Raw genomic sequence first — 26,606 nt, 5'->3', positions numbered from 1 at the left:
GTCCGGTGCGGCATGATGGGGCGCATGGGGACCGAGGGGGAAGGCGTCCGCGTCATCGCGGGCCGTTACCGGCTCGAGGCCAGGCTCGGACGCGGCGGCATGGGCGTGGTGTGGCGGGCGACCGACCAGTTGCTCGGCCGGCAGGTGGCGGTCAAGGAGATACCCCTCGATCTCGACGAGACGCTCTCCGCCGAGGAGGTCCGCCGCCAGCGCGACCGCACCCTGCGCGAGGCGCGCGCCGTGGCCCAGCTGCGCCATCCGCACATCGTCGTCGTCCACGACGTCGTCGAGGAGAACGAACGCCCCTACCTGGTAATGGAGTTGATCGACGGCGGCTCGCTGGCCGACCGCATCTCCGCGCGCGGGCCGCTCGACGCCGCCGAGGTCGCGCGCATCGGCGCCGACCTGCTCAGCGCGTTGCGCACCGCGCACGAGGCCGGCGTGCTGCACCGGGACGTCAAGCCCGCCAACGTCCTGCTGGAGTCCGGCACCGACCGGGTCGTCCTCACCGACTTCGGCATCGCCCAGGTCGCGGGGGCCACCACCCTCACCGAGACGGGCTCCTTCGTCGGCTCGCCCGAGTACACCGCGCCGGAACGGATGTCCGGGGCCGGCACCGGGCCGGCGTCCGACCTGTGGTCGCTGGGCGCGCTGCTGTGCACGGCGCTGAGCGGCAGGTCGCCGTTCCGGCGCGACTCGTTGGGCGGCATCCTGCACGCGGTCGTGTTCGACGAGATCCGCCCGCCCCCGCAGGCCGAGCCGCTGCTGCCCGTCGTACGCGGCCTGCTGGAACGCGACCCCGGCCGGCGGCTGGACGCGGACCGGGCGGAGCGGATGCTGCGCGAGTTCCACGACACCGGCCGCACCCCGCGGCTCCCGCCCGGCCACCTCCCGCAGCCCTCCCGCGGCCACACCCCCACCCGGCCGGACGTCCTCCACCCGCACGCGCCGTCGTCCCCCACCGCACAGACGAGGACCTCGAAGCGGGGCGTGCTGGTCGCCGCGCTGCTCGTCGCCGCGATGGCCGGGGCGGGCGTGTCCGCGGCGGCGCTGCTGACGGACGGCGGCGACGGCGGCGGCCGTACGCCGGTGAGCCCGGCGCCCGGGACGTCGGCCGGCGCGTCACGGGGGACCTCGGCCGGCGTGTCGCCGGGGACCTCTGCGAGCGCGTCGGCGTCGCCGGGCACCCCGGCGGCCACCGTCTCCCGAGCCGACCGCACGCTTCCGTCGGCCCCTTCCGGCTACCGCCTCGCCGACGACCCGGCCGGCTTCGCCCTCGCCGTGCCGGAGGGCTTCACCCGCAGCCCGCAGGGGGAACGGATCTTCTACACGTCGCCCGGCGACACCTTCCGCATCGGCGTGCGGGTCGCCGACCCCGAACCGGGCGGCCCCACGGCGGTGATGCGCCGCGCGGCCGCCGACGGCCCCGAGAACAACCCCGGTTACCGCGACGGCCGGGTCAGCGAGACCCGCCACCACGGACGCCCGGCCGCGCTCTGGGAGTTCACCTGGAACGGCTTCACACAGGCGGAAGGCGCCCGGCACACCTACGACCTGTGCTGGGAGGAGGACGGGCGGTTGTACGACGTGTGGGTGTCGGCGCCGGTCGGCAAGGTGCGGGAGGCGAAGGAGTACTTCGACGTCGCCGTCGACACGTTCACGCGTACCTGACCGCGTTCGAGCGGCCGGACGGGGCGCGCCGGGACAGGGGCGCGCCCGGAAAGTCACGGGTCTGTGACCGGTGGGCCGGCGGTGTGGATGCGAGGCCGCGCGGCGCGATATGGATGGACGCATGAGCAGCAACGGGGGCCCCGGTCGTGAGTCCGACGACACGACGAGTTTTGTACTGCAACCGCCGAAGCAGCCACATGCGAACCCACACCCGGACCCGCGTCCGGACCCGCATCCGAACTCGCACGTGAGCCCGCACGCGGACCACTACGGGAGCCCGCACCCGGCGCCCACCCGGATCGTCCCGCCGCAGGCGCAGTCCGCACATGCCGCGCAGCCTGCCCATGCCGCCCACTCCGCGCAGGCCCCGCAGATCCCGCAGGCCCCGCAGGACCCGGGCGCCGGGCGGCTGATCGCCGGTCGCTACCGGCTGTTGAGCAAGCTCGGGCACGGCGGCATGGGCACCGTGTGGCACGCCAAGGACGAGACGGTCGACCGCGAGGTCGCCGTCAAGGAGCCCCGCGTCCCCGACCACCTTTCCGAGCGCGAACGCGCCAACGCCTTCGAGCGGATGCGCCGCGAGGCACGCGCCGCCGCCCGTCTCGACCATCCCGCGGTGGTCAACGTCCACGACGTGGCCGTGGTCGACGGGCAGCCGTGGATCGTCATGGAGCTGGTGCAGGGCCGCTCGCTCGGCAGCGCCCTGCAGGAGGGCACGCTGGACGCGCGCGAGGCGGCCCGCGTGGGCCTGGAGGTGCTCGGCGCGCTGGAGGCCGCGCACGCCGCGGGCATCCTGCACCGGGACGTCAAGCCCGACAACGTCCTGCTGGGCCGTCACGACCGGGTGGTGCTGACCGACTTCGGCATCGCGCAGATCGAGGGCGAGACCAACCTGACGGACACCGGCGGCTTCGTCGGCTCGCCCGAGTACATCGCCCCGGAGCGGGTGCTGGGGCAGCGCCCCGGCCCGGCCTCCGACCTGTGGTCGCTGGGCGTGGTGCTGTACGCGGCGACGGAGGGCGTCTCGCCGTTCCGCCGCAGCAACACGCCGGCCACCCTGCAGTCCGTCCTGAACGCCACCCCCGCGCCGCCCGCCTCGGCGTCGGGCCCGCTCGCCGAGGCCATCAACGGCCTGCTGCAGAAGGACCCGGCGCGCAGGCCCGGCGCGGACCGGGTGCGGGCGCTGCTGCGGGAGGCCGCGGACCCGCCCGCGCCGCCGCCCACCCAGGCCGTGCGGGTGGTGCGCGGCGGTCTCCGGCTGGGCCGGAAGGCGTGGCTCGGGCTCGGCGCGGGGATCGTCGCGGCCGCGGTGGCGGCGTACCTGCTGATCGCGGACCCGTTCGCGGGGACGCTGCCGACGGGCTGGAAGACGCACGACCTCGGCTCGAAGGCCGGGATGACGGTCGGTGTGCCCGCCTCGTTCACCGCCGACGACCTCTCCGGATCCGACGGCACGGACGCGCAGTTCAGCGACCCCAGCGGAGCGGTGCGGATCTACGTCAACCGCGACGTCAAGGCCGACGACAAGGACAACGGGATTCCCGCGTCCGCGTCGGAGAAGGCGTTCGCGGACTGGGCGAACCTCAAGGACGGCGAGTACGGCTGGGACATCGCCTCCGAGCCCGCGCCGAAGGGGGAGCCGCGGGAAACCACGTACCGGGGCGGCAAGGCCGCGGAGAACCTCATCACCTACACGACCACGGACCCCTCGCACCCCCGCGTGCGCCAGGCCCGGACCCTCTACTACCGCGCCGGCAACGGCGACATGTACTGGATCTGGATCGACTACCCGGGCAAGGGCTACTTCACCGACGAGGGCAAGCGCATCGCGGCGGCGGCCGTGGCGAACTGGCGCATCGACAAGCCCTGACGCGAACGCCCGCCGCTCCGCGTCACCTGCCCGGCCCGGCGAGCCCCCTGACCAGACTGGCCCTCGCCACCAGCAGCGCGAACCGGTCACCGGCGTCCCGAACCGGCTCGGCGTACCAGGGCAGAGCGCGGCGGCGCCACTTGGCCGGGGGCAGGCTCCGGGGTACCGGCGGGAGGGCCAATGCCCAGCTTCCGATGCGCAGTTCGCCGCCCCAGAGGCCGGCGGTGAGTTCCTGGATGGGGACTCGTACGACGAATCGGCCGTCGGCGGCCTGCCGGGCGACGAAGCTCACGGTGCCGCCGCGGTCGTCGTCGAGCACCACCTTCAGAGCGCCGTCCGGATACGCGTCCAGAGCGCACCGCCCGGTGATCTCCAGTTCGGTGGGAGCTCCGGCTGCCCAGCCGATGCCGTCGAGGCTCAGCCTGGGCAGCACCTTGTGCTTGCGTTCACCGAGGTCCAGGGTGAAGTTGCCGTACGGCTTGGTGGCGTAGAGGGTGAGGGAGCGCAGCTCCTCGCCGATGGCGACGATGCGCGTGCTGGGCCCGGCGGAGACGCTCTCGGCCCGCTTCGCGCCGATGCGTACCTCCTTCGAGATCCCCTGGGCTCCCACGGAGAGGTAGAGGTCCCACAGGCCGTCGCCGAGCGGCCCGCCGTCGGCGGCCGTGGTGATGTCGACGGCCGCCTCGAAGCCGGCCAGGTCGTAGGTGAACCGGCCCTCGTCCGCGTCCGCGCCGAGCCCGGGTGTCGCGGTGTGCGTGACCGGGAGCCGGTACTCGGCCGCGGTGTCGCGTTCCCGCAGGATCAGTTCCGTGGTGACGTCTTGTGTCACCACCCGGTGAAGGTAGGCGTGGCCCGCCAAGTGCAGCTCCGTGCCGCGTAATTCCGCCCGGCTGACGTGGTGACGTGTGCCGAGTTGAGCGGTGACGTCGTAGCAGAGGTCGGGGACGGCGTGGACCGGGTCGCGCAGGTAGGGGTAGCGGGCGTAGGCGCGGCCGCCGTCCACCAGGACGGGGGTGGCCGCCTTGCTGCGGGAGATCTCCTTGTCGAACTCGACGACCTCCAGCAGTTCGTCGAGCATCCGGTGCCGTACGAGGTGCAGCCGCAGCCGGGCCATGGCCGAGAGACGGTCGTTCATCCCGTCGTGCCACAACGGGGCGATGATCTCCGATAGCCGTTCGAGGGCCTTCTCCTGCACTTCGCGGGGCTCGTGCACAAGGTGGTCGTTCAGCAGTTGCTGGACGTCCACCGTGAGATGCCGGTGCGCCAGGTGGTCGCGGCCCGGACCAGGCGGTACGCGCTCCAGCAGCAGATCGACCATGCGTGGCAGGAAAAGCAGTCTCGGCTCGGAACCGCCGTTGCGCACCGTGGTGTTGCCGCCGTCCTCCCGCAGGTTGCAGTAGAGGCAGTCGTAGTCGGCGACCACGGAGATACCGGAGGCGTGGAGGTACGCGAGGGCCACGAACGGCTGGTCTTCTCCGATGGGCAGACCGGTGGGGAAGCGCAGGCCATGCTTCTCGATCAGCTTCCGGCGGAACAGCTTCAGCGGGTTGAGCGCCCAGTAGACACGAGACGTGAAGACGTCCGTCTTCGGCTGGCTGCGCTTGAACATCGACTGCGGCAGGTCTCGGCCGCCGATCCCCACCATTTTGCCGAGCACGATGTCGGTGCCGTTCTCCACCGACATCGCGACCATGCGTTCCAGCGCTTCCGGGCCGAGGTGGTCGTCGGCGTCCAGGAAGAACACGAACTCCCCGCGCGCCCGGTCCAGCCCGGCATTGCGCGGGGCCGAGGGCCCGCCGGAGTTCGCCTGGTGGACGACCTGCATCAACCCTGGATACACCTCGTTCAGCCGTGCCAGTTCGGCCGCCGTTCCGTCGGTGGAGCCGTCGTCTACGACGATGATCTCAAGGTTTTCCTGGCCGATGGATTGCTCGGCAGCTGAGGATATGGATTGCGTCAGATAGGGCATTGCGTTGTACGCGGCGATAATCACCGAAACGGTGGGGCCAGGCATTGTCGCGGTCTCCATCTGGTGTTAAAAAATCCTCGCTATCCATGCTGGAACTCGATGTCTCACGAGAATTCCGCCGACTTCAAAGAATGTTCCTGTGAAGCTTGAGAGGGTTGTGAAATTACCATGCTCTTGTCGAGCGCATGGTGTGCCCGACTGGTGAAGTTGCAGGTGAACGGCGTTTTTCGGCCACCCGCAAAGCGGACATAATATTGCATTCTTTTTAGAATCACACTGTCCGGTTCATTGTGCAACGAAAAGAATCAGGTGGGTTAATCCTGTGTGCTTGCCATGTGCAGTCGGTTCGTTGGCGGGGCTTGACGATCTTTGTTCGGGTCACATTTATTTGGTGTCCGTTGGATTCACTGTGGCTGGCCGGGGGCAAGATCGGTCCGGGTCGGATAGGCGGGGTGGGGTATGCGTAGTCGTAAAAAGGTGGCCAGATTACTGGCCGGTGTGGCCGGGATCACCGCATTGGCCGCGGGGGTGGTACCGCTCGAAGCGACCCAGGCCGCCGCCGCCACATGTACCGCGAGTACGTCCACCGACTTCAACGGTGACGGTATCGCCGACACGGTCATCGGTGACCCGAACGCCACGGTCGACGGCGCCGTGGGCGCAGGGCTGGTGCACGTGGTCCTCGGAGGGGGCAAGGGGGTCTCGGAGATCTCCCAGTCGGTCAGTGGTATGAATGCGAGGCCCGAGACCAATGACCACTTTGGCCTGTCACGCGCGTTCTACGACGCCGACGGCGACGGCTGCACCGACCTGGTGGTCGGCGCTCCCTATGAGGACGTAGCCAGCGGTGGAAGGCAACTAGTGGACGCCGGTGCGGTCTATGTGATCCACGGCTCGCCGACCGGCATCGGCGCGGGCTCGACGATCGAGGCCTACACCCAGGCCTCACTTGACGCGACCACCGCCACCGAGGCGTACGACTGGTTCGGATACGCGTTGAAGGCCGGTGATACGGCGGCTGGTTCGCCCTACCTCGTGATCGGTGTCCCAGGTGAGAACGTCACCGACGGCGGAACGACTTACACGGACGCCGGGTGCATCGAGTACGTTCAGGATGCCACCAAGGCCTCCGTGAGTGAGAAGTCCCCAGGTGTGCCCGGCATCGTTGAGACGAACGATCGGTTCGGCTATTCGCTGGCGGGTACGAACCGTTACTTCGCCGTCGGCGGACCGGGGGAGGCGATCGGGGACGAGGAGTTCGCAGGCGGCGTCACGGTCTTCAACCACACCTTCACCGACGGCGTGCCCACCGCGCTCGCCGGGATCGGCCAGGGGACCAGCAGCGACACCGTTCCCGGTGTGGCAGAGGCCGGTGACGCCTTCGGAACCTCCATCTCCATGACGAACTACCGTCCGAGCGGCGAGACGTACAACTCGGATGCGCTTCTGGTGGCGGGCACACCCGGCGAGGACATCGACGGAGTCGTCGACACCGGAAGTGTCACAGTGGTGCGTGTTCAGCCGTCGGGCACGTATTCCCTGGTCGCCGGGATCGACCCCAAGACCGACGGCGTCGACGGTACGGAGACGCAGGGCGACTTCTTCGGGCAGCGCGTGGCCATCGCCAACACCGACACGAGCGTCGTCACCAGCACCGCCACCGTCCGGCTGGCCGTCGGCATCCCGGGCCGGGAGGCGGACACCGTGAAGAACGCGGGCGCCATTCAGATCTTCCGCCCGCTGGACAGCTCGGTCGGTACGAACGACAAGATCCTCACCCTGGGCTCGGGCCTGCCCGGCACCGCGACCGCCCGAGACTATACAGGGGTCTCCCTTACCGCTGGTTCCGCCAACCTCTACGTCGGCGTGCCCTACAGCAAGGCCACCAGCTCTCTGAAGGGCGTGCTGCACGTGCTGCCGTGGACGGACGTGGATGGCACGACCAGCACCGGCACCACCACCTACCTGCCCGGCTCGGGCGGCCTGCCCGACGCGGGTGAGGCGTTCGGAGTGGTCGGATGAGCCGCGAGCCGGGGAAGAGAAGACAGTCCAGGATGAGGACCCGTACCAGCGGTGGACACCGCACGCTCCTCGTGGCCGCGACCATCGCAGCCCTGCTCACCGCGGCCATGAGCGCCGCACCCGCTACCGGACGCCCTTCGGCCACCGTCCGCGCGGCCACCGCCGCGAGCGCCCACGCCGACGTCGGCCCGTCGCTGACCGCGTCCGCAGCCCAGGCCGAGGCCGCACGGTCGGACACCCCGGTGGAGATCCTGAGCCTCCGCGACGAGCGCAGCACCACGGTCGCCAATCCCGACGGCACCTTCACGACCACCGAGTACGTCCAGCCCGTCCGCACCCGCGTCGACGGCGCCTGGACGCCCATCGACACCACTCTCGTCAAGCAGAAGAACGGCAGGTACGCCCCGAGGGCGGCGCTGTCCGCCATGGCCTTCTCCGGCGGCGGCGACACCACGTTCGCGGAGATCGAGAAGGACGGGCGCGCGCTCTCCCTCGACTGGCCGGACAAGCTGCCCGAGCCGGAGATCGACGGCTCGACGGCCACGTACGCCGATGTCCTGCCCGGGGTGGACCTGGACGTCACCGCGACCGCCGAGGGCTTCTCGCACGTGCTCGTGGTCAAGAACGCGAAGGCGGCGGACGACCCCCGGCTGAAGCAGCTTGAGTTGTCCGTCGACACCACCTCGGTGAACCTCGAGGAGAGCGGCGAAGGCGGGCTGACCGCCACCGACACCGGCTCCGGCGGCACCGTCTTCGAGGCGCCGCAGCCGGTGATGTGGGACTCCAGCCACGCCACGGCCGACCAGCCCGCCGGGGACGGGAGCACCCAGACGCCCCCCGAGGGAGCCCGGGTCGCCGATGTCGGCATGGACGTCACGTCCGCAGCCGTGACGCTCACCCCCGACGCCGGTCTGCTCGGCGACGCCGACACGGTCTACCCGGTCTACATCGACCCCGTGGTGAAGACCGCCAACCGCAGCGCCTGGACCATGGTGTCCTCCCACTACTCGACCGCGGAGTTCTGGAAGTTCGACGACGACGAGGGCGTGGGCCTGTGCCCGTCCGACGTGTCGTACCGCTGTTCCAGCTCCGACGACGTCAAGCGCCAGTTCTTCGCCGTTCCGACCGGCGGCTTCGAGGGCAAGGACATCGTCAGCGCCGAGTTCGCGGTGACCCAGGTGTTCACCTACAGCTCCGCCGCCCGCGAGGTCCAGCTCGCCTGGGTCAACAGCACCGGCGCCAGCGCGATCAGCTCGTCCACCAACTGGTCGAACCAGCCCTCCTCCAAGGAGACGATCGGCACCAAGTCACCGACGGAGACGGCCGGCTCCTGCACGTCGACCAACCAGAACGTGCGGTTCACGGTGACCAGCACCGTCCAGAAGGCCGCCGACAACGGCTGGGACACCACCACGTTCCGCCTCAAGGCCGGCAGCGAGTCCGACACGTCGTACTGGAAGCGGTTCTGCGGCAACGCGCACCTCGAAGTCACCTACAACCGGCCGCCGCTGGAGCCCGACACGGACCAGATGAAGATGACGCCGGGCGGCAGCTGCGAGTACGGCAAGGCCACCGAGCACTACGTGACGGAAGCTCCCAAGGTCCGGGTCGTCATCAAGGACTACGACCACGGCGACAACGACGGCCTCCAGGAGAGCCTGCAGGCCCAGTTCAAGGTGTGGTGGACGGACAGCAGCGGGAACACCGTCGTCCACTACGCGCAGACGGGCAAGGTGGGGACGTCCACCGTCACCGGTTCGGGCGGCCAGACCGGCCAGGCGGTCTTCAGCTACACCGTCGGCAGCGATGTCTCGGGCGACGGCGAGGCCGGCTTCTCCGTCCCGCAGAACACGGTCGTCGCCTGGGCCGTCCGCGGTTTCGACCAGCAGTCGTACGGGCCCTGGTCCACCGACGGCGATCAGACCCGCTGCGAGTTCGTCTACGACAAGACGAGGCCCAAGCCGGCGGTGATCTCGTCGCCGGAATACCCCGACGACGAGACCACGCACGTCGGGACGGGTGACTACGGCTCGTTCACCATGGACTCGCCGGACGCCGACGTGGCGGAGTACTTCTACACCTTCAGCGGCCCCATGGTGAGCGAGGAGGACGCCGCCGGTGTCACCGTGCCGGCGGCCAGTGCCGGAGCTCCCGTCACCATCCGCTGGATGCCGCCGGACGAGGGCGCCTACTTCCTCACCGTCACGGCCATCGACGGAGCGGGCAACTCGCAGAAGAACCCGACGACCCACGTGTTCCTCGTCAGCGACGGCCGTGCCCCCGTCGCCGCCTGGACTCTCGGTGACGCCAAGGGCGCCACCCGGGCGGTCGGCAGCAGCGGCACCCCCGACGCCACGGCCGGCTCCGGTGTGACCTTCGGTGTCCAGGGCCCGCTCGGCTCCACCGACACCGCCGTCTCCTTCGACGGCACCGCGAACGCCTACCTCGACGCGGGCGAGCCCGCCGTCGACACCGGCGGGACCTTCTCCGTGAGCGCCTGGGTGATGCTGCCCGCCCTACCCACCGAGAACGTCACCGTCGTCAGCCAGGACGGCACCGCCCAGCCCGGTTTCGAGCTCGGTTACGACGTCGACAGCGCGTCCTGGACCTTCCGCATCCCCGTCAGCGACATGGAGTCGCTCGGCACCTGGAAGGTCTCCGGCGCGGCCGCCGTGCCCGGTAGCTGGACACATCTGATCGGCGTGTACGACGCCGAGTCCGGCAAGATGATGCTGTACGTCAACGGGGTCCTGGTCGCCGACGACGTCCAGGCCCGGCACACGTCCTGGAACGCCACGGGCGCCGTGCAGATCGGCCGGAAGATCGGCCTCGACGGCTACACCGGCAACCTCAAGGGCAGCGTCGCCGACGTCAAGATCCACGATCGCGTGATCCCGCCCGCCGAAGGCCAGGAACTCGGCGGTGTCCAGCCCCACCAACTCGCGTACTGGCAGCTGGACGAGGCGACGTCCGGTGTCTCCCCGGAGACCGGTGGCGGCACGGGACTGACCCTGGGCGGCGGCGCCTCCATCTACGTCCCCGACGAGTCCTGCGACGCCGACCTCGACCCCGACTGCACCCCTCCGGCCGAACCCCTGTGGGGTGACGGCAACCTGACACTCGACGGCACCGACGCCTACGCGGCTCGCGCGGCCGGGCTGCTCTCCTCGCAGGACAGCTTCACGGTGACGGCACGGGCCCGCCTCGCCACGGCGGATCCGGCCTCGGACGAGACCCTGCTGTCGCTGCCCGGCACGAACGGCAGCGCGGCCACGGTGCGGTACTCGGCAGCCGACGACGCGTGGGAACTGGCGGTGACGGACGCGGACTCCGCCTCCCCGGTGACGACCGAACTCCTCGACGCCGGCCATCTGCCGAGCTCCGAGGGCGACGGCGACCACCTGGCGCTGGTCTACAACGCGGTCTTCGGCGATGTGCTCCTGTACGTCAACGGTGTCGCGGTGGCCGATGCCCTCTGGGACAACTCCTGGGACTTCAGCACGACCGGCCTGCAGATCGGACGTGCGCTGACCGGTTCCACCGCGAGTGAGTACTTCGCCGGTGCGGTCGACGAAGTACGCGTGTACCAGGGCCCCCTGGACGCGTCACTGGTGGCGCTCCTGACGGCCATGCCGTCCGGCGCGAGCATCGACGAGACCTCGGCATAGCGCCACGGCGTGCGGGTGGCCGGCCCACGGCCGTCCGCCCGCACGCCTTCCCGCCCCTCAGCCCGCCCGCCCACCCGACTCCTTAGGGAGATGTCATGTCCTCGCCTGCCTGGATCCGGTCCGTCAGACCGGCCTGGCGCAGCGGCCGCCGACGAGCCGCGGTGCTCCTCGGCCTGACCCTGTCGATAGGGCTGCTGCCGCAGTACGCCCCCGCGGCCGACGCCAGCCCGGCCGCTCCGCAGATGCCGACGTACAAGGACGACCCGGTCCAGGGCAAGAACGCCGAGCCCAGGACCGTCAGGAAGAACGACGAGGCGGGGAAGGCAGCGGTCAAGCACGCGGAGGAAGCGCACTGGCCCAAGGCCGGCAGCGCCGAGGTCGACATCTCCGCCAAGGCGGCCAGGGCCGAGGGCCTGCCGCTGACCGTGAAGACGACCGGCGGCAAGAAGGACGCCGGCTCCGTACGCGTCGAGGTCCTCGGACGAAAGGCCGCCCAGGCCGCCGGCGTCGACGGCGTCCTGTTCACCGTGGCGCGGGCCGACGGGGCCACAACCGAAGGCTCCGCCCGAGTCACCCTGGACTACTCGGGCTTCGCCGACGCCTACGGTGGCGACTACGGTGCGCGGCTGCGTCTCGCCCAGTATCCCGCGTGCGTGCTGACCACGCCGCAGAAGAAGTCCTGCGCCACACCCAGGTATCTGAAGAGCGCCAACAACGCGGCGATGCAGACGCTGACGGCGACGGTGCGGGCGGCCGGTGACACCTCCGGTCCGTCCGCCCAGCTCCTCGAGGCGGACACGAGCACCTCCTCCGCCACCGTGGTCGCGGCCACCTCCGGCAGCAGCGGTGACGGCGGGGACTACAAGGCGACCAGCCTCTCCCCGTCCTCGCAGTGGGGCGTCGACACCAGCTCGGGCGCGTTCACCTGGTCGTACCCGCTGACGACCCCGCCGGTCCCCGGGGGCCTGCAGCCGACCGTCGGCCTGAGCTACAACTCCCAGGCGATCGACGGCCAGACGGCGGCGACCAACAACCAGGGCTCGTGGATCGGGCAGGGTTTCTCCTACGACCCCGGCTACATCGAGCGGAGCTACAAGCCGTGCGCCGACGACGGACACGACGACACCAACGGCGATGAGTGCTGGGCGTACGACAACGCCACGCTCGCCCTCACGGGCGGTACCTCCGGACAGCTCATCAAGGACGACACGACCGGCGAGTGGCGGGTCAAGGCCGACGACAACTCGAAGGTCGAGCACCTGACCGGCGCCGTCAACGGGGACGACAACGGCGAGTACTGGAAGATCACGACCGCCGACGGCACCCAGTACTACTTCGGCCTCGACCGACTGCCCGGCTATGCCAACGGGAACGAGGAGACCGACTCCACGTGGACCGTCCCCGTCTACGGCGACGACTCCGGCGAGCCCTGCTACAAGTCCACCCTGGCCGACGCGTACTGCACGCAGGCCTGGCGCTGGAACCTCGACTATGTCGTCGACCCGCACGGCAACGCCATGTCGTACTACTACGGCACGGAGACGAACCACTACACGCAGGGCCTGAAGACGACGGAGAACGGCAAGCCCTACATCCGCGGCGGCTACCTCAAGCGCATCGACTACGGCCAGCGCGCCGGCAAGGTGTACTCCACCAAGCCGGCCGCGCAGGTGGCCTTCACCACGGCCGAGCGCTGCATCGGCGACCTGACCGACTGCGAGCCTTCCGACCTCACGGATTCCACGGCCGCCGACTGGCCGGACGTCCCCTGGGACCAGAACTGCAAGGCCGACAGCAAGTGCCCCGGCCAGAACTCGCCGACCTTCTGGACCCGCAAGAAGCTGACGAAGATCACCACGCAGATCCGCACCGGCGACTCGACGTACAGTCCGGTCGACGAGTGGAGTCTGACCCAGAAGTTCACTGACAACGGCGACGGCTCCAAGTCCCTGTGGCTGAGCAAGATCGACCACACCGGCAAGGTGGGCACGGACGTCTCCCTGCCCTCCATCGAGCTCTATGGCCAGCAGTTGCCGAACCGCGTCGACGAGACCGGAGACAACCTCCAGCCCTTCTACCGCTTCCGGCTCAGCGGGGTGCAGAACGAGACCGGTGGCAAGCTCAGCGTGAACTACGCCGACCCCCAGTGCACCACCAGCAACCTGCCCGCCGAGGACTCCTCCACCAAGCGATGCTTCCCCGTGAAGTGGAATCCGCCGGGTGTGGCGGAGCCGATCCTCGACTGGTTCCACAAGTACGTGGTCGCGTCCGTCAACGAGCAGGACCTGACCGGCGGCAACGCCGACCAGGTCACCTCCTACACCTACCTCGGCGATGCCGGCTGGCGTAAGACCCCGGCCGACGGCATCACCACGTCGGAGCGCCGGACGTGGGGCGACTGGCGAGGTTACGGCAAGGTCCGCGTCGTCACCTCGGACGGCACCAACTCCTCCTCCAACACCAAGACCGAGCACGTCTTCTTCCGCGGCCTCGACGGGGATGTGGACAAGGACGGAAACACCCGTTCGGCGACGGTCACCGACTCCAACGGGGTCTCCTACGACGACTCCGACTGGAAGGCCGGCCAGGAGCTGGAGACGATCACCTACAACGGCTCCGACGTCACGCAGAAGTCGGTGACGGTGCCGTGGACCGCGGTGACGGCGACCCAGACGGAGGACTTCGGCACGCGCAGGGCGCGCTACATCGCGGCGGGCTCCACGGACACGTACACGGCCCTCGCGGTGGGCGGCTGGCAGCACACCAAGTCGACCACCAGCTACGACGACGTGACCGGCCGTGCGACGCAGGTCGACGACGACGGCGAGGTCGGCGTCGCCGACAACCAGTGCACCCGCACCGAGTACGCGGACAGCGCGAGCCTGCACCTGTACACGTACGTGTCACGGGTGGAGAAGGTCGGCGTCGACTGCTCCACCACCCCGGACCGCTCCAAGGACGTCATCTCCGACGACCTGACCTTCTACGACGGCTCGACCGTGCTGGGAGCCGCGCCCACCAAGGGCGACGTGACGACCACCAAGCGGCTGTCCGCGCACGACGGAAAGACGGCCACGTACCAGACGACCGCCGTGACGACGTACGACGACTACGGCCGGCCGCTCGTGGTGAAGGACGCCCAGACCTACACGTCCTCCACCACGTACACCTCGTCGACCACGTACGTGGACACCTACGGGCTGGCCACCAAGTCGACGGTGACCAACATCGACGGCTGGACGACCTCCACGGAGTACGCCCCGCAGTGGGGGGCGCCGAGTGCGAAGGTAGACCAGAACGGCAAGCGCACCGAGCTCGCCTACGACGGACTCGGCCGCCTGACCTCCGTCTGGCTGCCGGACCGTATCGGCAAGACGCCCTCGATCAAGTACGAGTACCTCGTCCGCGGCGACAGCGGTCCCGTCGCCGTCCACACCCAGAAGGTGGAGAAGGACGGCACGTCCTACGGCAGCGAATGGTCGCTGTACGACGGCCTGCTGCGACCGCGCCAGGAGCAGACCGAGGGGCCGGGCGGCAACCGCCTGGTGGCGGACACGCGCTACGACGGCTCGGGCCGCGTGGTCAAGGTCAACGACACCTACCACACCACCGGCGCCCCGTCCGCGACGCTCTTCGTCCCCGTCGACTCCAACCTCGACGCGCAGACAGTGACCGAGTACGACGGCGCGGGCCGCACCACCGCCACGATCTTCAAGGTCAAGGGGCAGGAGAAGTACCGGACGTCGTACGCGTACGGCGGCGACCGTGTCACCACCACCCCGCCCTCCGGCGGAACGAAGACGACGGCCGTGACCGATGCCCGGGGCCGGACGACCACCCGGATCCAGTACCCGGCCGACGGCGATGCGGTCACCACGGCGTACGAGTACACGGACGCGGGCCTGCTGTCGAAGGTCACGGACGACAAGGGCAACGTCTGGAAGTACTTCTACGACCAGCTGGGCCGCAAGAAGACGGCTGTCGACCCGGACACCGGTACCTCGTCCTACACGTACGACGTGCTGGACCGTCCGACCTCGGTGACGGACAGCCGCGGCAACAAGACGTCGACCAAGTACGACGAGCTGGGCCGTGCGGTGTCGACCTGGCAGGGCGAGGTGGACACCGGGACCAAGCTGTCGGTCGCGAAGTACGACACGCTCTACAAGGGCGAGCTGTACGGCACCTACACCTACAAGGACGGCGCGGTCTATTCGTCGCTGCTGTACCCGAAGCTGGACGAGAACAACGACTACCGGCCGACCCTGACCCGGTACGTGGTCTCCAAGACCGCCGAACCGGAACTGGGCGGCACCTACGAGTTCACCACCCAGTACAACGACGACGGGACGGTGCGGGGCCAGGGCCTCCCGGCGGTCGGCGACCTGTCGGCGGAGGCGCTGTCCTACCAGTACGACGGCCTGCAGCGGCCGGTCGGGCTCACCACGTCGCTGGGCGGCCTGAGCTACGTCTCCGACGCGACCTACTCGGCGACGTCGCTTCTGACGGCGCTCCAGCTCACGACCGGTGGTACCGACGACCCGAAGTCGACCCTGTCGTACGAATACGAGCGCGGTACCGAACGCCTGTCCCTCTCGACGGTGAAGGTCGGCGGTGCCTCCACACTGGCGTACGACGCGCGCTACACCTACGACGACGCCGGCAACGTCCTGTCCATCGCGGACACCCCGGGCACCGGCGCGAGCGACGTGCAGTGCTTCGGCTACGACGGTCTGCAGCGCCTGACGGACGCCTGGACATCGTCGGTGCCCTCCGACGAAGCCTCGGGCACGGGCAGTACGGACGCGGCCTGCGCGTCGGGCGCCTCGTCCTCGACGGTCGGCGGTGTGTCCCCGTACTGGACGGAGTACGGCTACGACTCGATCGGCAACCGCACCAGCGAGGTGCGGCACGGGCTCGGCGGGGCCGCGACGTCCACGCGTTCGTACGCCTACGGGGAGGGCTCCGGCCCGAACGGGACGGACTCCGGCCCGCACACGGTCTCGTCGGTGACGCAGACCACCGAGGCGACGAGCACGACTCCGCAGGTCACGTCCCGGGACACGTACACCTACGACGCCTCCGGCAATACCGCGACGCGCGTCCTGGGGGGCGACACCCAGTCCCTGGACTGGGACAAGCAGGGCGAGCTGACCAAGGTCACCAACGCCGACGGGACGGTGACCTCGTACAAGTACGACGCCTCGGGCGAGCGGATCACCAGTGAGACGCCGGACGAGAAGACGCTCTACCTGCCGGGCACGGAGATCCACCTGGACAAGTCGACGAAGGCGGTGACGGCGACCCGTTACTACACCTTCGGCGGCCAGACCATCGCGATGCGGGAGGCGGACGGCGTCCACTTCCTGGTCTCGGACCACCAGGGCACGGCCGAGCTGGCCATCGACGCCAAGACGGGGGAGACCTCCCGCCGGCGCACGGACCCGTTCGGCACCCTGCGGGACGAGTCCACGTCGTCGTCCTCCACTTCCTCGGGCTGGGTCAACGACAAGGGCTTCGTGGGCGGCACCGTCCAGAAGTTCACGGGCCTGACGACACTCGGGGCACGGGAGTACGACTCGGACACGGGCCGCTTCATCTCGGCCGACCCGGTCATCGACTACAGCGACCCGCAGCAGATCAACGGCTACGCGTACGCGAACAACAGCCCGGTCACGTACAGCGACGCCTCGGGTCTGCGGCTGGCCAACTGCGTGGGCGGCTGGAACGAGTGCGGACCAGGAACCTCGAAGAACCGGGGCGCGTGGACGGACAACGCGTCCGGGTTGTCGGGTGGCCAGACTCCGTACGACAGCACGTACACCTACACGCCGGCTCAGGCCAAGGCGGACGAGGCCCGCGCCAAGGAGGACGCCGCCAAGCAGCGGGCCATCGCCATAGCCAAGGAACTCGGCCAGATCATCGCGGACGAACTGGGCCTCACGGACGCGCTTGACTGCTTCACGACGGGAAGCCTGGGATCCTGCGGCTCCACCGCGCTCAATGTGATCACCTCACTGATCGGCGGCGGTCCCGCTGCCCGGCTGGCGGTCAAGTATGGGCTCAGGGTCGACAAGGCCATTGCCGTGGGCAAGCGGATCGTCGGCCTGGGCAAGAAGCTGTGGGCCGAGTTCAAGGGCTGGCGGAGGAGCAAGAAGGCGGCGGAGAAAGTCGAGGCTGCCGCGTCCTGCCTGGTCAACAGTTTCACCCCGGACACCAGGGTGTTGATGGCCGACGGCTCGACGAAGAAAATCAAGGACGTCGACGTCGGCGACAAGGTCCTGGCCACCGACCCCGAGACGGGCGAGACCAAGACCGAGACGGTCACCGCGGAGATCAAGGGCAAGGGCCTGAAGCACCTCGTCAAGATCACCGTAGACATCGACGGCAGGAAGGGCACCAGGACCGCCTCGGTCACCGCCACCGACGGACACCCCTTCTGGGTCCCGCAACTCGGCGAGTGGCTCCAGGCAACGGACCTCCAGTCCGGCACCTGGCTGCGCACCAGCGCGGGAACACGGGTCCAGATCACCGCGGTGAAGCGCTGGACGGCTCTGACAGCGACGGTGCACAACCTGACGGTCAGTGACCTGCATACGTACTATGTGCTGGCGGGTGCCACGCCGGTCCTGGTTCACAACTGCAACCTGGGTGAGTATGCCGACAGTCTGCGTGCTGGCTTCAATAAAACTGATGGCCCCTTCTTTGCGGCGAAATACACATCACCGTCAGGGCGAACCTATTTTGGTCACTCGGGTCATGACCTGACGCCAGCTCCCGGTGGAGAAGTGGATTCTCTCGTGCGGCAGTTCACGCCTGAGGGGGGTCGCTACCATGCGGGATGTGCTGAAACGATGTGCCTCATCCAGGCGGAGGCAGCCGAAGGTGCGGCCGGGATCCGAGGGGGATCGTTCGAAGTGGTAAAGGTGCGGGGATTGAATTCGCCGCCCGGTGGCGCGCACGGCACGCCTGCCAGTCCATGTGCGTTGGTCTGTCAGCCCAGGCTGCAGCATCAGGGAATCAGTTTCGAAGGTGGTTGATGTGGCCAGAGAGTACCTCCAGGTTAATCGATTCGGGTTTGCCGAATACGAAGACATGATTGAGCTCGCCCATGGAGTAGATGCTCCAAGGGTGGTGGGAGTGCTGAGTTCGATCGTGGAGCTGGTTCTCGCAGGGGAAGACGACATGATCGATTCGCTATCGGATGGTGCGCAAGCAGATTTCGTAGTCCCCCTAGGAATGTGCGCGAGGATGCTTTCGAGTGGTGATTATTCGGCGCTGGAGCTGGTCTCTGCCGCCTGCACCGTGAGATATGCCGCCGAATCGCACATGTCTGAGTTCTCGGACGGCCTCGCGCATATGTTGTCTCAGCTGCCACGCTGAATGACGCTAGCGATCGCAAATAGCAGCCCCGTCGAGCTGCGCTCGGCGGGGCTGATTTGCAAGTTTGACGGCAGTACCGGAACCCGTCGTGCGGGCCGAGGAGCCGAACCGGGGCAACCTGATCCAGCTCCGCGCCGCCCTGACCCCGGCCGTCGGGCTCGTGGACCAGGACGTCGAAGCCGTGGCCGAGGAACCGAACCTGCGCATCTTCCGGCGGACGCTGCAAGACGCACGGGTGTTGTACTTCTCCGACAGCTACAAGAGCGTCGCGGCCCAATTGCCGGGCCTGCTGCGTGATGCCGCACAAGCCGTCGCCTACTACGACAGCGGGGACGAGCACCGGCAGGCCCTGCTGGCCCGCGCCGAAGCGCTGCGTCTGGCCGGCACCTACCTCACCCAGGTACGGCAGTACGACATCGCGTACGCCGCCGTGCGCGGCGCCATCATGGACGCCCGTCAGGCCGGAGACATGCTTGCGGCGGGCTCCGGTGTCGGCTGCATGTGCTGGCTGCTGGTGAGGCAGGGAAGGTTGGACGAGGCGGAACAGGTCGCCGCCCAGAGCATGGACGCGGTGGAGCCGAAGATCACCGGGGCCGAGCCGGACCACTACGCGGTGTGGGGCGGCCTGGCGATGGAGGCCGCTGCCGCAGCCGCGAGGAACAACCGTCCCGACGAGGCGAAGGCGTACCGTCAGGCCGCCCGGGTCGCGGCAACCGCGGTCGGGACGGCGCATCGCAACGTCTCCCGGCACTGGTCCGTCTTTAACCGGCGGGTCGTCGCCGTCGTCGGGGCCGGTCACGAACTCCGGGGGCCTGCCGAGGGCGCGGGGTGCGTGGCGGGGTGATGTCGCGTCGACAAGCCTGTGTTCCGCACGGTACTCATGAGGCATGAGCGAAGGCGGGGAACAGGTGCGCGAGGGACGGCTGATCGGTGGCCGCTACCGGCTGGCCGAGCGCATCGGCTCCGGCGGGATGGGCACCGTCTGGCGGGCCTACGACGAGCTCGTGCAGCGTGAAGTCGCCGTCAAGGAACCCCGGTTGCCCGGCGACCCGGAGGGCAACGAACACCGGCGCGCCGCCCACCGCCTCTACCGTGAGGCCCGCGCCGCCGCCCGCGTCGACCATCCCTCCGCCGTCTCGATCCACGACGTCGTCGCCGAGGAGGAGGACGGGCTGCCGTGGATCGTCATGGAGTTGGTGCGGGGCGAGTCGCTGCACCAGAGGCTCGCGCGCGGGCCGGTCGAGGCGCGGGAGGCCGCCCGCATCGGGCTCGCCGTCCTCGGCGCGCTGCGCGCCGCGCATGCCGTCGGCATCGTGCACCGTGACGTCAAGCCCGCCAACGTGCTGCTCGGTCCCCGTGGCCGCGTCGTCCTCACCGACTTCGGTATCGCCCACGTCCAGGGCGAGGAATCCCTCACTGTCAGCGGGGAGTTCGTCGGCTCGCTGGAGTTCGTCGCGCCGGAGCGGATGTCGGGCCGGGGTGCGGGGCCCGCGTCCGATCTGTGGTCCCTGGGCGTGCTGTTGTACGCGGCCGTGGAGGGCCGGTCCCCGTTCCGGCGTACGACGCCGGAATCGACGCTGACCGCGGTCATAGCCGCCGACCCGCCCGAGCCGAAGCAGGCCGGCCCGCTCGGCCCGCTGATCATCCGGCTGCTGGCGAAGGACGCCGAGCGACGGCCCGGCCCGGAGGAGACCGGCGCGGTGCTGGAGGCGGTCGCCGAGGGATGGCCGGTGCCGGTGATCGAGGAGGCGGAGGCCCAGGACGCCGACGGACTCGTGGAGTTCGGCGACGACCAGGGCACCGTACGGCTCGGTTCGGCGACTGGCGGGGCGGCATCCGGGGCGGTCCCGGCCCCCGTCGCCACGCCGGCCTCCGGGACGGCCCCGGCCCCCGTCGCCACCCCGGCCGGGACTCCCCGGACGCCCCCCGACTCCGATCCCGAGACCACAGCTCAAGGAACCAGCCCGACCCGCAGGCGGTCCCTCCTCCGCCACCCCGCCCCCATGGCTCTGCTCGGCGCTCTTCTCGTCGGTGCCGCCTGGTTCGGCGTCTCTTTACTCGGCGACTTGCACAGCGACGCGGTCACCGGGCGCACCGCCACCTACCGTTCCGCTCCTGCGGCCGCGGAGGCGTCCACGTCCGGGGAGACCTCGACGCCGGCCGGTGGCGGCTGGGCCGGGCACCGGGAGAAGGGCATGGACGCCGTCCTGTACCTGCCGGGCGCGTACCGGGTGACCGCACGGGACGGTGGCGGGGGCGGGAGCGACTCGCCCCGGACGGTCGTGTACGCGGCGGGCGGCGCGATCCAGGTCCGCCTCGCCCAGTGGGACAAGGCGCCCGCCTCCCTGAAGGACCAGGCGGAGGAGGCGCACGCCGTCTGGGACTCGCGCTACGGGGACGCGCGGACCCAGTACACCTCCACCACCTTCCGCGGTGACGAGGCCGTACTCGTCGACACCACCTACGGTCTCGATCACACGCCCACCCGGGTCATGGAACTGATCGTCCGCACCGGCGACGACCGGATGTACTGGCTGCGCGTGACCATGCCGAAGGGCACCGCGGCCGAGAAGCAGGGGACGGCCCTCTTCAAGGGCGCACGGGACCGCCTCACCGTCGAAAAAGCTGAACCGGCCCCGGTCCGGCCCACGTCCGGTCCACACAACCCCTGATCAGGGCATTCGTTGCCAGTAGCCACTGGCGGCATGTGTGCAGTCGGTGAAGCCGCGTTACCGACGGGTACCCAAAGTTTCCGTCGCGGCATACCCTGCGCCTCATGACGGACGCGCAGGCCCCGGCCAAGACCGGCACGAATCCTCTCGCCCCCGCCCCCGAGGGCGCCCGCACCGCCGCTCAGGTGGTCACCCCCGAGCTGGTCGCCCGGCTCACCAAGGGCGTGGCCGGCTCCGGGCGCACCGCGAACCACACGCCCTTCACCGGCGAGAAGCTGGCCGACCTGCCGGAGTCCACGCCCGAGGACGTGGCGGGGGCGTTCGAGGCGGCCCGCCGCGCGCAGGCCGTCTGGGAGCAGACCCCGGTACGGCAGCGTGCCGCCGTGCTGCTGCGCTTCCATGACCTCGTCCTCGAACGCCAGGCGGAGGTCCTCGACCTGATCCAGCTGGAGACCGGCAAGGCCCGTCTGCACGCCCACGAGGAGGTGCAGGCGGTCGCCGTCGCGTCCCGCCACTACGGCCGCAAGGCCCCCGCCTACCTGCGGCCCAAGCGGCACGCGGGCGCCATGCCCACGCTGACGAAGGTCACCGAGCTGCGCCACCCGCGCGGCGTCGTCGGCCAGATCGCCCCCTGGAACTACCCCCTGGAGCTGTCGGTCGGCGACGCGCTGCCCGCCTTCGCCGCGGGCAACGCGGTCGTGATGAAGCCGGACACGGAGACCTGCCTGACCGCCCTGTGGGCCCGGGACCTGCTCATCGAGGCCGGCCTGCCCGCCGACGTCTTTCAGGTCGTCATCGGCGACGGCCCGGTCGTCGGCCCGGAGATCGTCCGGCACGCCGACTACGTCTCCTTCACCGGCTCCACCCGCACCGGCCGCGAGGTCGCCCAGGGCGCCGCCGCCCGCCTGGTCGGCGTCTCCCTCGAACTCGGCGGCAAGAACGCCATGCTGGTGCTGGAGGACGCCGACATCGAGAAGGCGGCCGCCGGCGCGGTCCGCGCCTGCTTCTCCTCCGCCGGGCAGCTGTGCATCTCCATCGAGCGGCTCTACGTCCACGAGTCGGTCGCGGACGCCTTCCTGGAGCGCTTCGCCGCCCGCACGAAGGCCATGCGGCTCGGCAGGTCCCTCGCGTACGGCGCCGACATGGGCTCCCTGGTCGGCGAGCGGCAGCTGGAGACCGTCACCCGGCACGTCGAGGAGGCCGTCGCCAAGGGCGCCAAGGTCGTCGCGGGCGGGGTGGCCCGGCCGGACATCGGCCCGTACTTCTTCGAGCCGACCATCCTCGACGGCGTCACGGAGCCGATGTCGGTGTGCACGGAGGAGACCTTCGGCCCGGTCGTGTCGGTCTACCGCTTCCGCACCGAGGAGGAGGCGATCGAGCTCGCCAACGCCACGCCGTACGGCCTGAACTCCTCGGTGTGGACGAAGGACGGCCGGCGCGGCCGCCAGGTCGCCGCCCGGCTGCGCACCGGCACGGTGAACGTCAACGAGGGCTACGCCCCCGCCTACGGCAGCGTCCAGTCCCCGATGGGCGGCATGAAGGACTCCGGCCTCGGCCGCCGCCACGGCTCCGAGGGCATCCTCAAGTACACGGAGGCCCAGACGGTCGCCCAGCAGCGCCTGCTGCCCATGGCACCGTCGCTGGGCATGGACGACGAGAAGTACGCGGCATTCATGAGCAGGAGCCTCAGGCTGATGAAGGCGTTCCGCTTCCGCTAGGGAGCCTCTCGGGGGCCTTCGCCCGAGGGCCCCCGGACAGCACCCGTTCTCAAGTTCTCGACAGTTCTCGACGAGGAGAGCACGTGTCACAGGAGACCTCTGCCCGCACGCAGGACGACGACGCTGCGTACGACTATGACGTCATCGTCGTCGGATCGGGCTTCGGCGGCAGCGTCACCGCCCTCCGCCTGACCGAGAAGGGCTACCGCGTCGGCGTACTGGAGGCCGGCCGCCGCTTCACCCGCGAGGCGCTGCCCAAGAACTCCTGGGACCTGAAGAACTACCTCTGGGCCCCGAAGCTCGGCATGTACGGCATCCAGCGCATCCACCTGCTGGGCAACGTCATGGTGCTCGCCGGGGCGGGCGTCGGCGGCGGCTCCCTCAACTACGCCAACACCCTCTACGTGCCCCCGAAGCCCTTCTTCGAGGACCCGCAGTGGCGCGGCATCACCGACTGGCAGGAGGAGCTCAAGCCGTACTACGACCAGGCCCGGCGCATGCTCGGCGTCCGGCTGAACCCGACCATGACCCCGTCCGACGTGCACCTGAAGGCGGCGGCCGAGCGGATGGGCTACGGCGACACCTTCCACATGGCGCCGGTCGGAGTGTTCTTCGGCGACGGCGAGGACGCGGACGGGAAGGCGAAGGCCAAGCCGGGCGAGCGGGTGCCCGACCCGTACTTCGGCGGCGTGGGCCCGGAGCGCACCGCCTGCACCGAGTGCGGCGAGTGCATGACCGGCTGCCGGCACGGCGCGAAGAACACCCTCAACGAGAACTACCTGTACCTCGCCGAGAAGGCGGGCGCGGTCGTGCACCCGATGACGACGGTGGTGTCCGTCACGGACGACTCGCGCGGCGGGTACGCCGTCGCCACCCTGCCCACCGACGACCGCAAGAAGGGCCGCGGCCGCACCTTCCGGGCCCGCCAGGTCGTCCTCGCCGCCGGCACCTACGGCACCCAGACCCTGCTGCACCGCATGAAGGCGACCGGCCGGCTGCCCCAGATCTCCGACAAGCTGGGCGAGCTGACCCGCACCAACTCCGAGGCGCTGGTCGGCGCGCAGACCGACAGCCGGCGCTACCGCCGGGTGACGGGCGAGCCGAAGGTCGACTTCACCCGCGGAGTCGCCATCACGTCCTCGGTCCACCCGGACGAGAACACCCACATCGAACCGGTCCGCTACGGCAAGGGCTCCAACTCGATGGGCAGCCTGTCGGTCCTCCAGGTGCCGTACGCGGAGGGCTCCTCCAGGGCGCTGGCCTGGCTGCGCAACGCCGCCCGCCACCCGATGCTGGTGCTGCGCTCGCTGTCCAACCGGCGCTGGTCGGAGCGGACCATCATCGGCCTGGTGATGCAGTCGCTGGACAACTCCCTGACCACGTACCTGAAGCCGGGCGGCGTCGGCAAGGGCCTGCTGACGGCACGCCAGGGTCACGGCGCACCCAACCCCTTGCAGATCAAGGCCGCCTCGGAGGGCGCGTCGGCGATCGCGGCGGAGATCAACGGCTTCCCCGGCAGCAACGTCGGCGAGCTGATGGGCACGCCGCTGACCGCCCACTTCCTCGGCGGCTGCGCGATCGGCGCCTCGCGCGAGACGGGCGTCATCGACCCCTACCACCGCCTCTACGGCCACCCCGGCATCTCCGTCGTCGACGGCGCCGCGGTCTCGGCCAACCTGGGCGTGAACCCGTCCCTCACCATCACCGCCCAGGCCGAGCGCGCCATGTCGTTCTGGCCCAACAAGGGCGAGCCGGACCAGCGCCCGCGGCAGGGGGCGGCGTACGAGCGGCTGAAGCCGGTGGAGCCGAAGGCGCCGGCGGTCCCGGCGGAGGCGTTCGCCGCGCTGCGGCTGCCGTTCCTCGGGGTGCCGACGGTGCCGCCGAAGAAGTAACCGACGGGCCGGCTGGCCCACCGCCCAGCCGACGGGCCCACCGGCGGTCGGCGGGGCTGGCCCACCGGCCGACCGGCCGGTGGCCCACCGGCCGGCCCGTCGACGGACATGGAGAAGGACCCGCGCCCCCCTCCGAGCACAGGTCCTTCTCCCGTCTTGCGTCGCGCTGTGGCCTGCGCCGCGCGCCGGTTACGCGGCGCCGGCCCCGTTCCTGCGCCGGCGGGCCGCGACCACCACGCCCGCGCCGAGGAGGACCGCGACGCCGCTCATGAGGCCGACCGTCGGCAGCGCGGAGTTCGCGCCGGTGTCGGCGAGGTTGCCGGTCGGCAGGGCGCTGACGTCGCCCTGCGGCTTCTTCACCGAGTCCTTGCCGCCGTTGTCGCCCGGGGTGGCGGTGCCCGGGTCGGGGTTGGCGGATCCGGCCTTCAGCACGGTGAAGTCGTACTGCGCCCAGCCCTCGGCGATGCAGTCCTGTCCGTCGACGTTGTCGAGGTAGGCGCCGGAGCCGAAGGAGTAGGCGTCACCGGCCGGGGCCTTGGCGTCGATGCCGACGCGCAGGTCGACCGTGCGGCTGGCGCCGGACTTGAGCTCGTCGACGTAGAAGAAGTAGTCGCCGGCCCAGTTCTCGTCGCCGATCCGGTCCCAGGAGCCGGTCTCGGGGTTCTTGAACTCCAGGTCGACGTACGGGCTCAGGTACTTCGACTCGTCCAGCTCGTAGTTCTCCACCTCGGCGTAGAAGGCGACGCCGTCGACGGTCGTCTTCGACTCGTTGGTGACGACCAGCTTGAAGGAGTGGAAGCCGTCGCCCGCCACGATCTTGCCCGGCAGACCCTTGATGTCGGCGGACACCTTCGCTCCGCTGTAGCCGGAGTCGACGTCCTCGCAGAACGGGACGTCCGGGTCGGTCGGGTCCTCGCTCGGCTCGGCCGACCCGGAGGGCTCGGGCTCGCCCGACTCGCTCGCGGACGCGCTGGCGGAGGCGCTCGCGGACGCCGACGAGGACGTGGAATCGCTCGGCGCGGGGTCCGTGCCGGACGGCAGGCCGGTGTCGGACGGGGTCGCGGACGCCGTGTCGCTCGGGGTCTCGGACGGCGAGGCGGATCCGCTCTCGCTGGAGGCGGCCAGGGGCGTGTCCTCCGCGAACGCGACCGGCGCGGACAGCAGCGCTAACGGCGCGATGGCGGCGGTCGCGGCGGCGACCGCCATGGCACGGCGAAGCTTCATGAAGACCTCAAGGGAGTCCGGTGTGGAGGGCTCCGCGTGTGGGGCGCGGGGATGTGGCCCTTGGTTCTGCACGTTGGATCGGCGGCACCCGCGAATGGTTGTCTTCGTATTCACGGGTTTCTTATGTGACCTGGATCACGCGCCGAGTGGGGATCGCATGTCCGACGGGGCTGGGCGGGGCTGGGCGGGGCGGGCGGGCACGCGAAGGGCCCCGCGGAACCGGCCGCGGGGCCCTTCTTCGTCAGCACCGGCGTCAGGGCAGCGCCGGTGCCTCGGGGCGGCGCCGGGGGATTGCGCCGCTTGCTCTCCATGCGCCCCGGGTCGCCGCCCCGGCGCGTCCTGGGCGCACGGGTGGTATCGACCTCTGGCGGTGCGTCAGCACAGTGCAAGACGGTTGGCCGAGGCGGGACTTGGGCTTGCCTCAATACCAGTGACTTAAGGTCGTCGGCTGGTAGGGTGCGTGGCGGGGAGGTGCCGGGATGCCACGGCCGGGTCAGGTGAAGCTGGAGACGGACGA

The 26,606-nt window shown here is 70.1% G+C and carries 12 protein-coding genes; 10 read left to right on the top strand and 2 right to left on the bottom strand.

Going from position 1 to position 26,606, the window contains the following annotated elements; genetic code table 11:
- Window positions 1-24 precede the first annotated feature (24 nt).
- Together AB0G63_RS13530 and AB0G63_RS13525 are read left to right on the top strand one after the other, a co-directional pair.
- Window positions 25-1,671 (top strand): protein kinase, encoded by a 1,647-nt coding sequence (locus AB0G63_RS13530; protein WP_360749039.1) that lies wholly within the window; start codon window positions 25-27, stop codon window positions 1,669-1,671.
- Window positions 1,672-1,792: 121 nt separating this feature from the next.
- The gene (locus AB0G63_RS13525; RefSeq protein ID WP_360749036.1) at window positions 1,793-3,541 is read left to right on the top strand and encodes a serine/threonine-protein kinase; all 1,749 of its coding nucleotides are present in this window, start codon (window positions 1,793-1,795) and stop codon (window positions 3,539-3,541) included.
- 22 nt (window positions 3,542-3,563) lie between these two features.
- On the opposite strand, the gene AB0G63_RS13520 is transcribed toward AB0G63_RS13525, so the two are convergent.
- Window positions 3,564-5,555 carry a glycosyltransferase gene (locus tag AB0G63_RS13520; RefSeq protein ID WP_360749272.1) on the bottom strand — a complete coding sequence of 664 codons (1,992 nt, stop codon included), beginning with the start codon at window positions 5,553-5,555 and terminating at the stop codon, window positions 3,564-3,566.
- A 432-nt stretch (window positions 5,556-5,987) separates the two neighbouring features.
- On the opposite strand from AB0G63_RS13520, the gene AB0G63_RS13515 reads away from it, so the two are divergent.
- From AB0G63_RS13515 to AB0G63_RS13480, 8 genes are all read left to right on the top strand, one after another.
- On the top strand, window positions 5,988-7,532 hold the full coding sequence (locus tag AB0G63_RS13515; RefSeq protein ID WP_360749034.1) for an integrin alpha: 1,545 nt from the start codon (window positions 5,988-5,990) through the stop codon (window positions 7,530-7,532).
- Window positions 7,533-7,564: 32 nt separating this feature from the next.
- The gene (locus AB0G63_RS13510; protein ID WP_360749031.1) at window positions 7,565-11,200 is read left to right on the top strand and encodes a LamG-like jellyroll fold domain-containing protein; all 3,636 of its coding nucleotides are present in this window, start codon (window positions 7,565-7,567) and stop codon (window positions 11,198-11,200) included.
- A 95-nt stretch (window positions 11,201-11,295) separates the two neighbouring features.
- On the top strand, window positions 11,296-18,240 hold the full coding sequence (locus tag AB0G63_RS13505) for a polymorphic toxin-type HINT domain-containing protein (protein ID WP_360749028.1): 6,945 nt from the start codon (window positions 11,296-11,298) through the stop codon (window positions 18,238-18,240).
- Window position 18,241: 1 nt separating this feature from the next.
- Window positions 18,242-18,583, top strand: coding sequence for a hypothetical protein (locus AB0G63_RS13500; protein WP_360749025.1), 342 nt, complete (start codon window positions 18,242-18,244; stop codon window positions 18,581-18,583).
- Between the two features lie 64 nt (window positions 18,584-18,647).
- Window positions 18,648-19,427 (top strand): hypothetical protein, encoded by a 780-nt coding sequence (locus AB0G63_RS13495; protein ID WP_360749022.1) that lies wholly within the window; start codon window positions 18,648-18,650, stop codon window positions 19,425-19,427.
- A gap of 43 nt (window positions 19,428-19,470) precedes the next feature.
- Window positions 19,471-21,255 (top strand): protein kinase, encoded by a 1,785-nt coding sequence (locus tag AB0G63_RS13490; RefSeq protein ID WP_360749020.1) that lies wholly within the window; start codon window positions 19,471-19,473, stop codon window positions 21,253-21,255.
- 104 nt (window positions 21,256-21,359) lie between these two features.
- Window positions 21,360-22,973 (top strand): succinic semialdehyde dehydrogenase, encoded by a 1,614-nt coding sequence (locus tag AB0G63_RS13485; RefSeq protein ID WP_360749017.1) that lies wholly within the window; start codon window positions 21,360-21,362, stop codon window positions 22,971-22,973.
- Window positions 22,974-23,056: 83 nt separating this feature from the next.
- On the top strand, window positions 23,057-24,865 hold the full coding sequence (locus tag AB0G63_RS13480) for a GMC family oxidoreductase (protein ID WP_360749014.1): 1,809 nt from the start codon (window positions 23,057-23,059) through the stop codon (window positions 24,863-24,865).
- Window positions 24,866-25,054: 189 nt separating this feature from the next.
- On the opposite strand, the gene AB0G63_RS13475 is transcribed toward AB0G63_RS13480, so the two are convergent.
- Window positions 25,055-26,089, bottom strand: coding sequence for a cell wall protein (locus AB0G63_RS13475; RefSeq protein WP_360749011.1), 1,035 nt, complete (start codon window positions 26,087-26,089; stop codon window positions 25,055-25,057).
- Window positions 26,090-26,606 lie beyond the last annotated feature (517 nt).

It is taken from the genome of Streptomyces sp. NPDC020996 (assembly GCF_040641355.1).
In the GTDB taxonomy this organism is placed as follows: Bacteria; Actinomycetota; Actinomycetes; order Streptomycetales; family Streptomycetaceae; genus Streptomyces.
Note: the sequence above shows the minus strand (reverse complement) of the source record. Positions and strands in the feature narration are given on the sequence as shown.

Coding starts and splice junctions, on each gene's coding strand:
- AB0G63_RS13485 (WP_360749017.1), top strand. CDS start 21,360: ATGACGGACGCGCAGGCCCCGGCCAAGACCGGCACGAATCCTCTCGCC.
- AB0G63_RS13490 (WP_360749020.1), top strand. CDS start 19,471: ATGAGCGAAGGCGGGGAACAGGTGCGCGAGGGACGGCTGATCGGTGGC.
- AB0G63_RS13520 (WP_360749272.1), bottom strand. CDS start 5,555: ATGCCTGGCCCCACCGTTTCGGTGATTATCGCCGCGTACAACGCAATG.
- AB0G63_RS13505 (WP_360749028.1), top strand. CDS start 11,296: ATGTCCTCGCCTGCCTGGATCCGGTCCGTCAGACCGGCCTGGCGCAGC.
- AB0G63_RS13530 (WP_360749039.1), top strand. CDS start 25: ATGGGGACCGAGGGGGAAGGCGTCCGCGTCATCGCGGGCCGTTACCGG.
- AB0G63_RS13510 (WP_360749031.1), top strand. CDS start 7,565: ATGAGGACCCGTACCAGCGGTGGACACCGCACGCTCCTCGTGGCCGCG.
- AB0G63_RS13475 (WP_360749011.1), bottom strand. CDS start 26,089: ATGAAGCTTCGCCGTGCCATGGCGGTCGCCGCCGCGACCGCCGCCATC.
- AB0G63_RS13525 (WP_360749036.1), top strand. CDS start 1,793: ATGAGCAGCAACGGGGGCCCCGGTCGTGAGTCCGACGACACGACGAGT.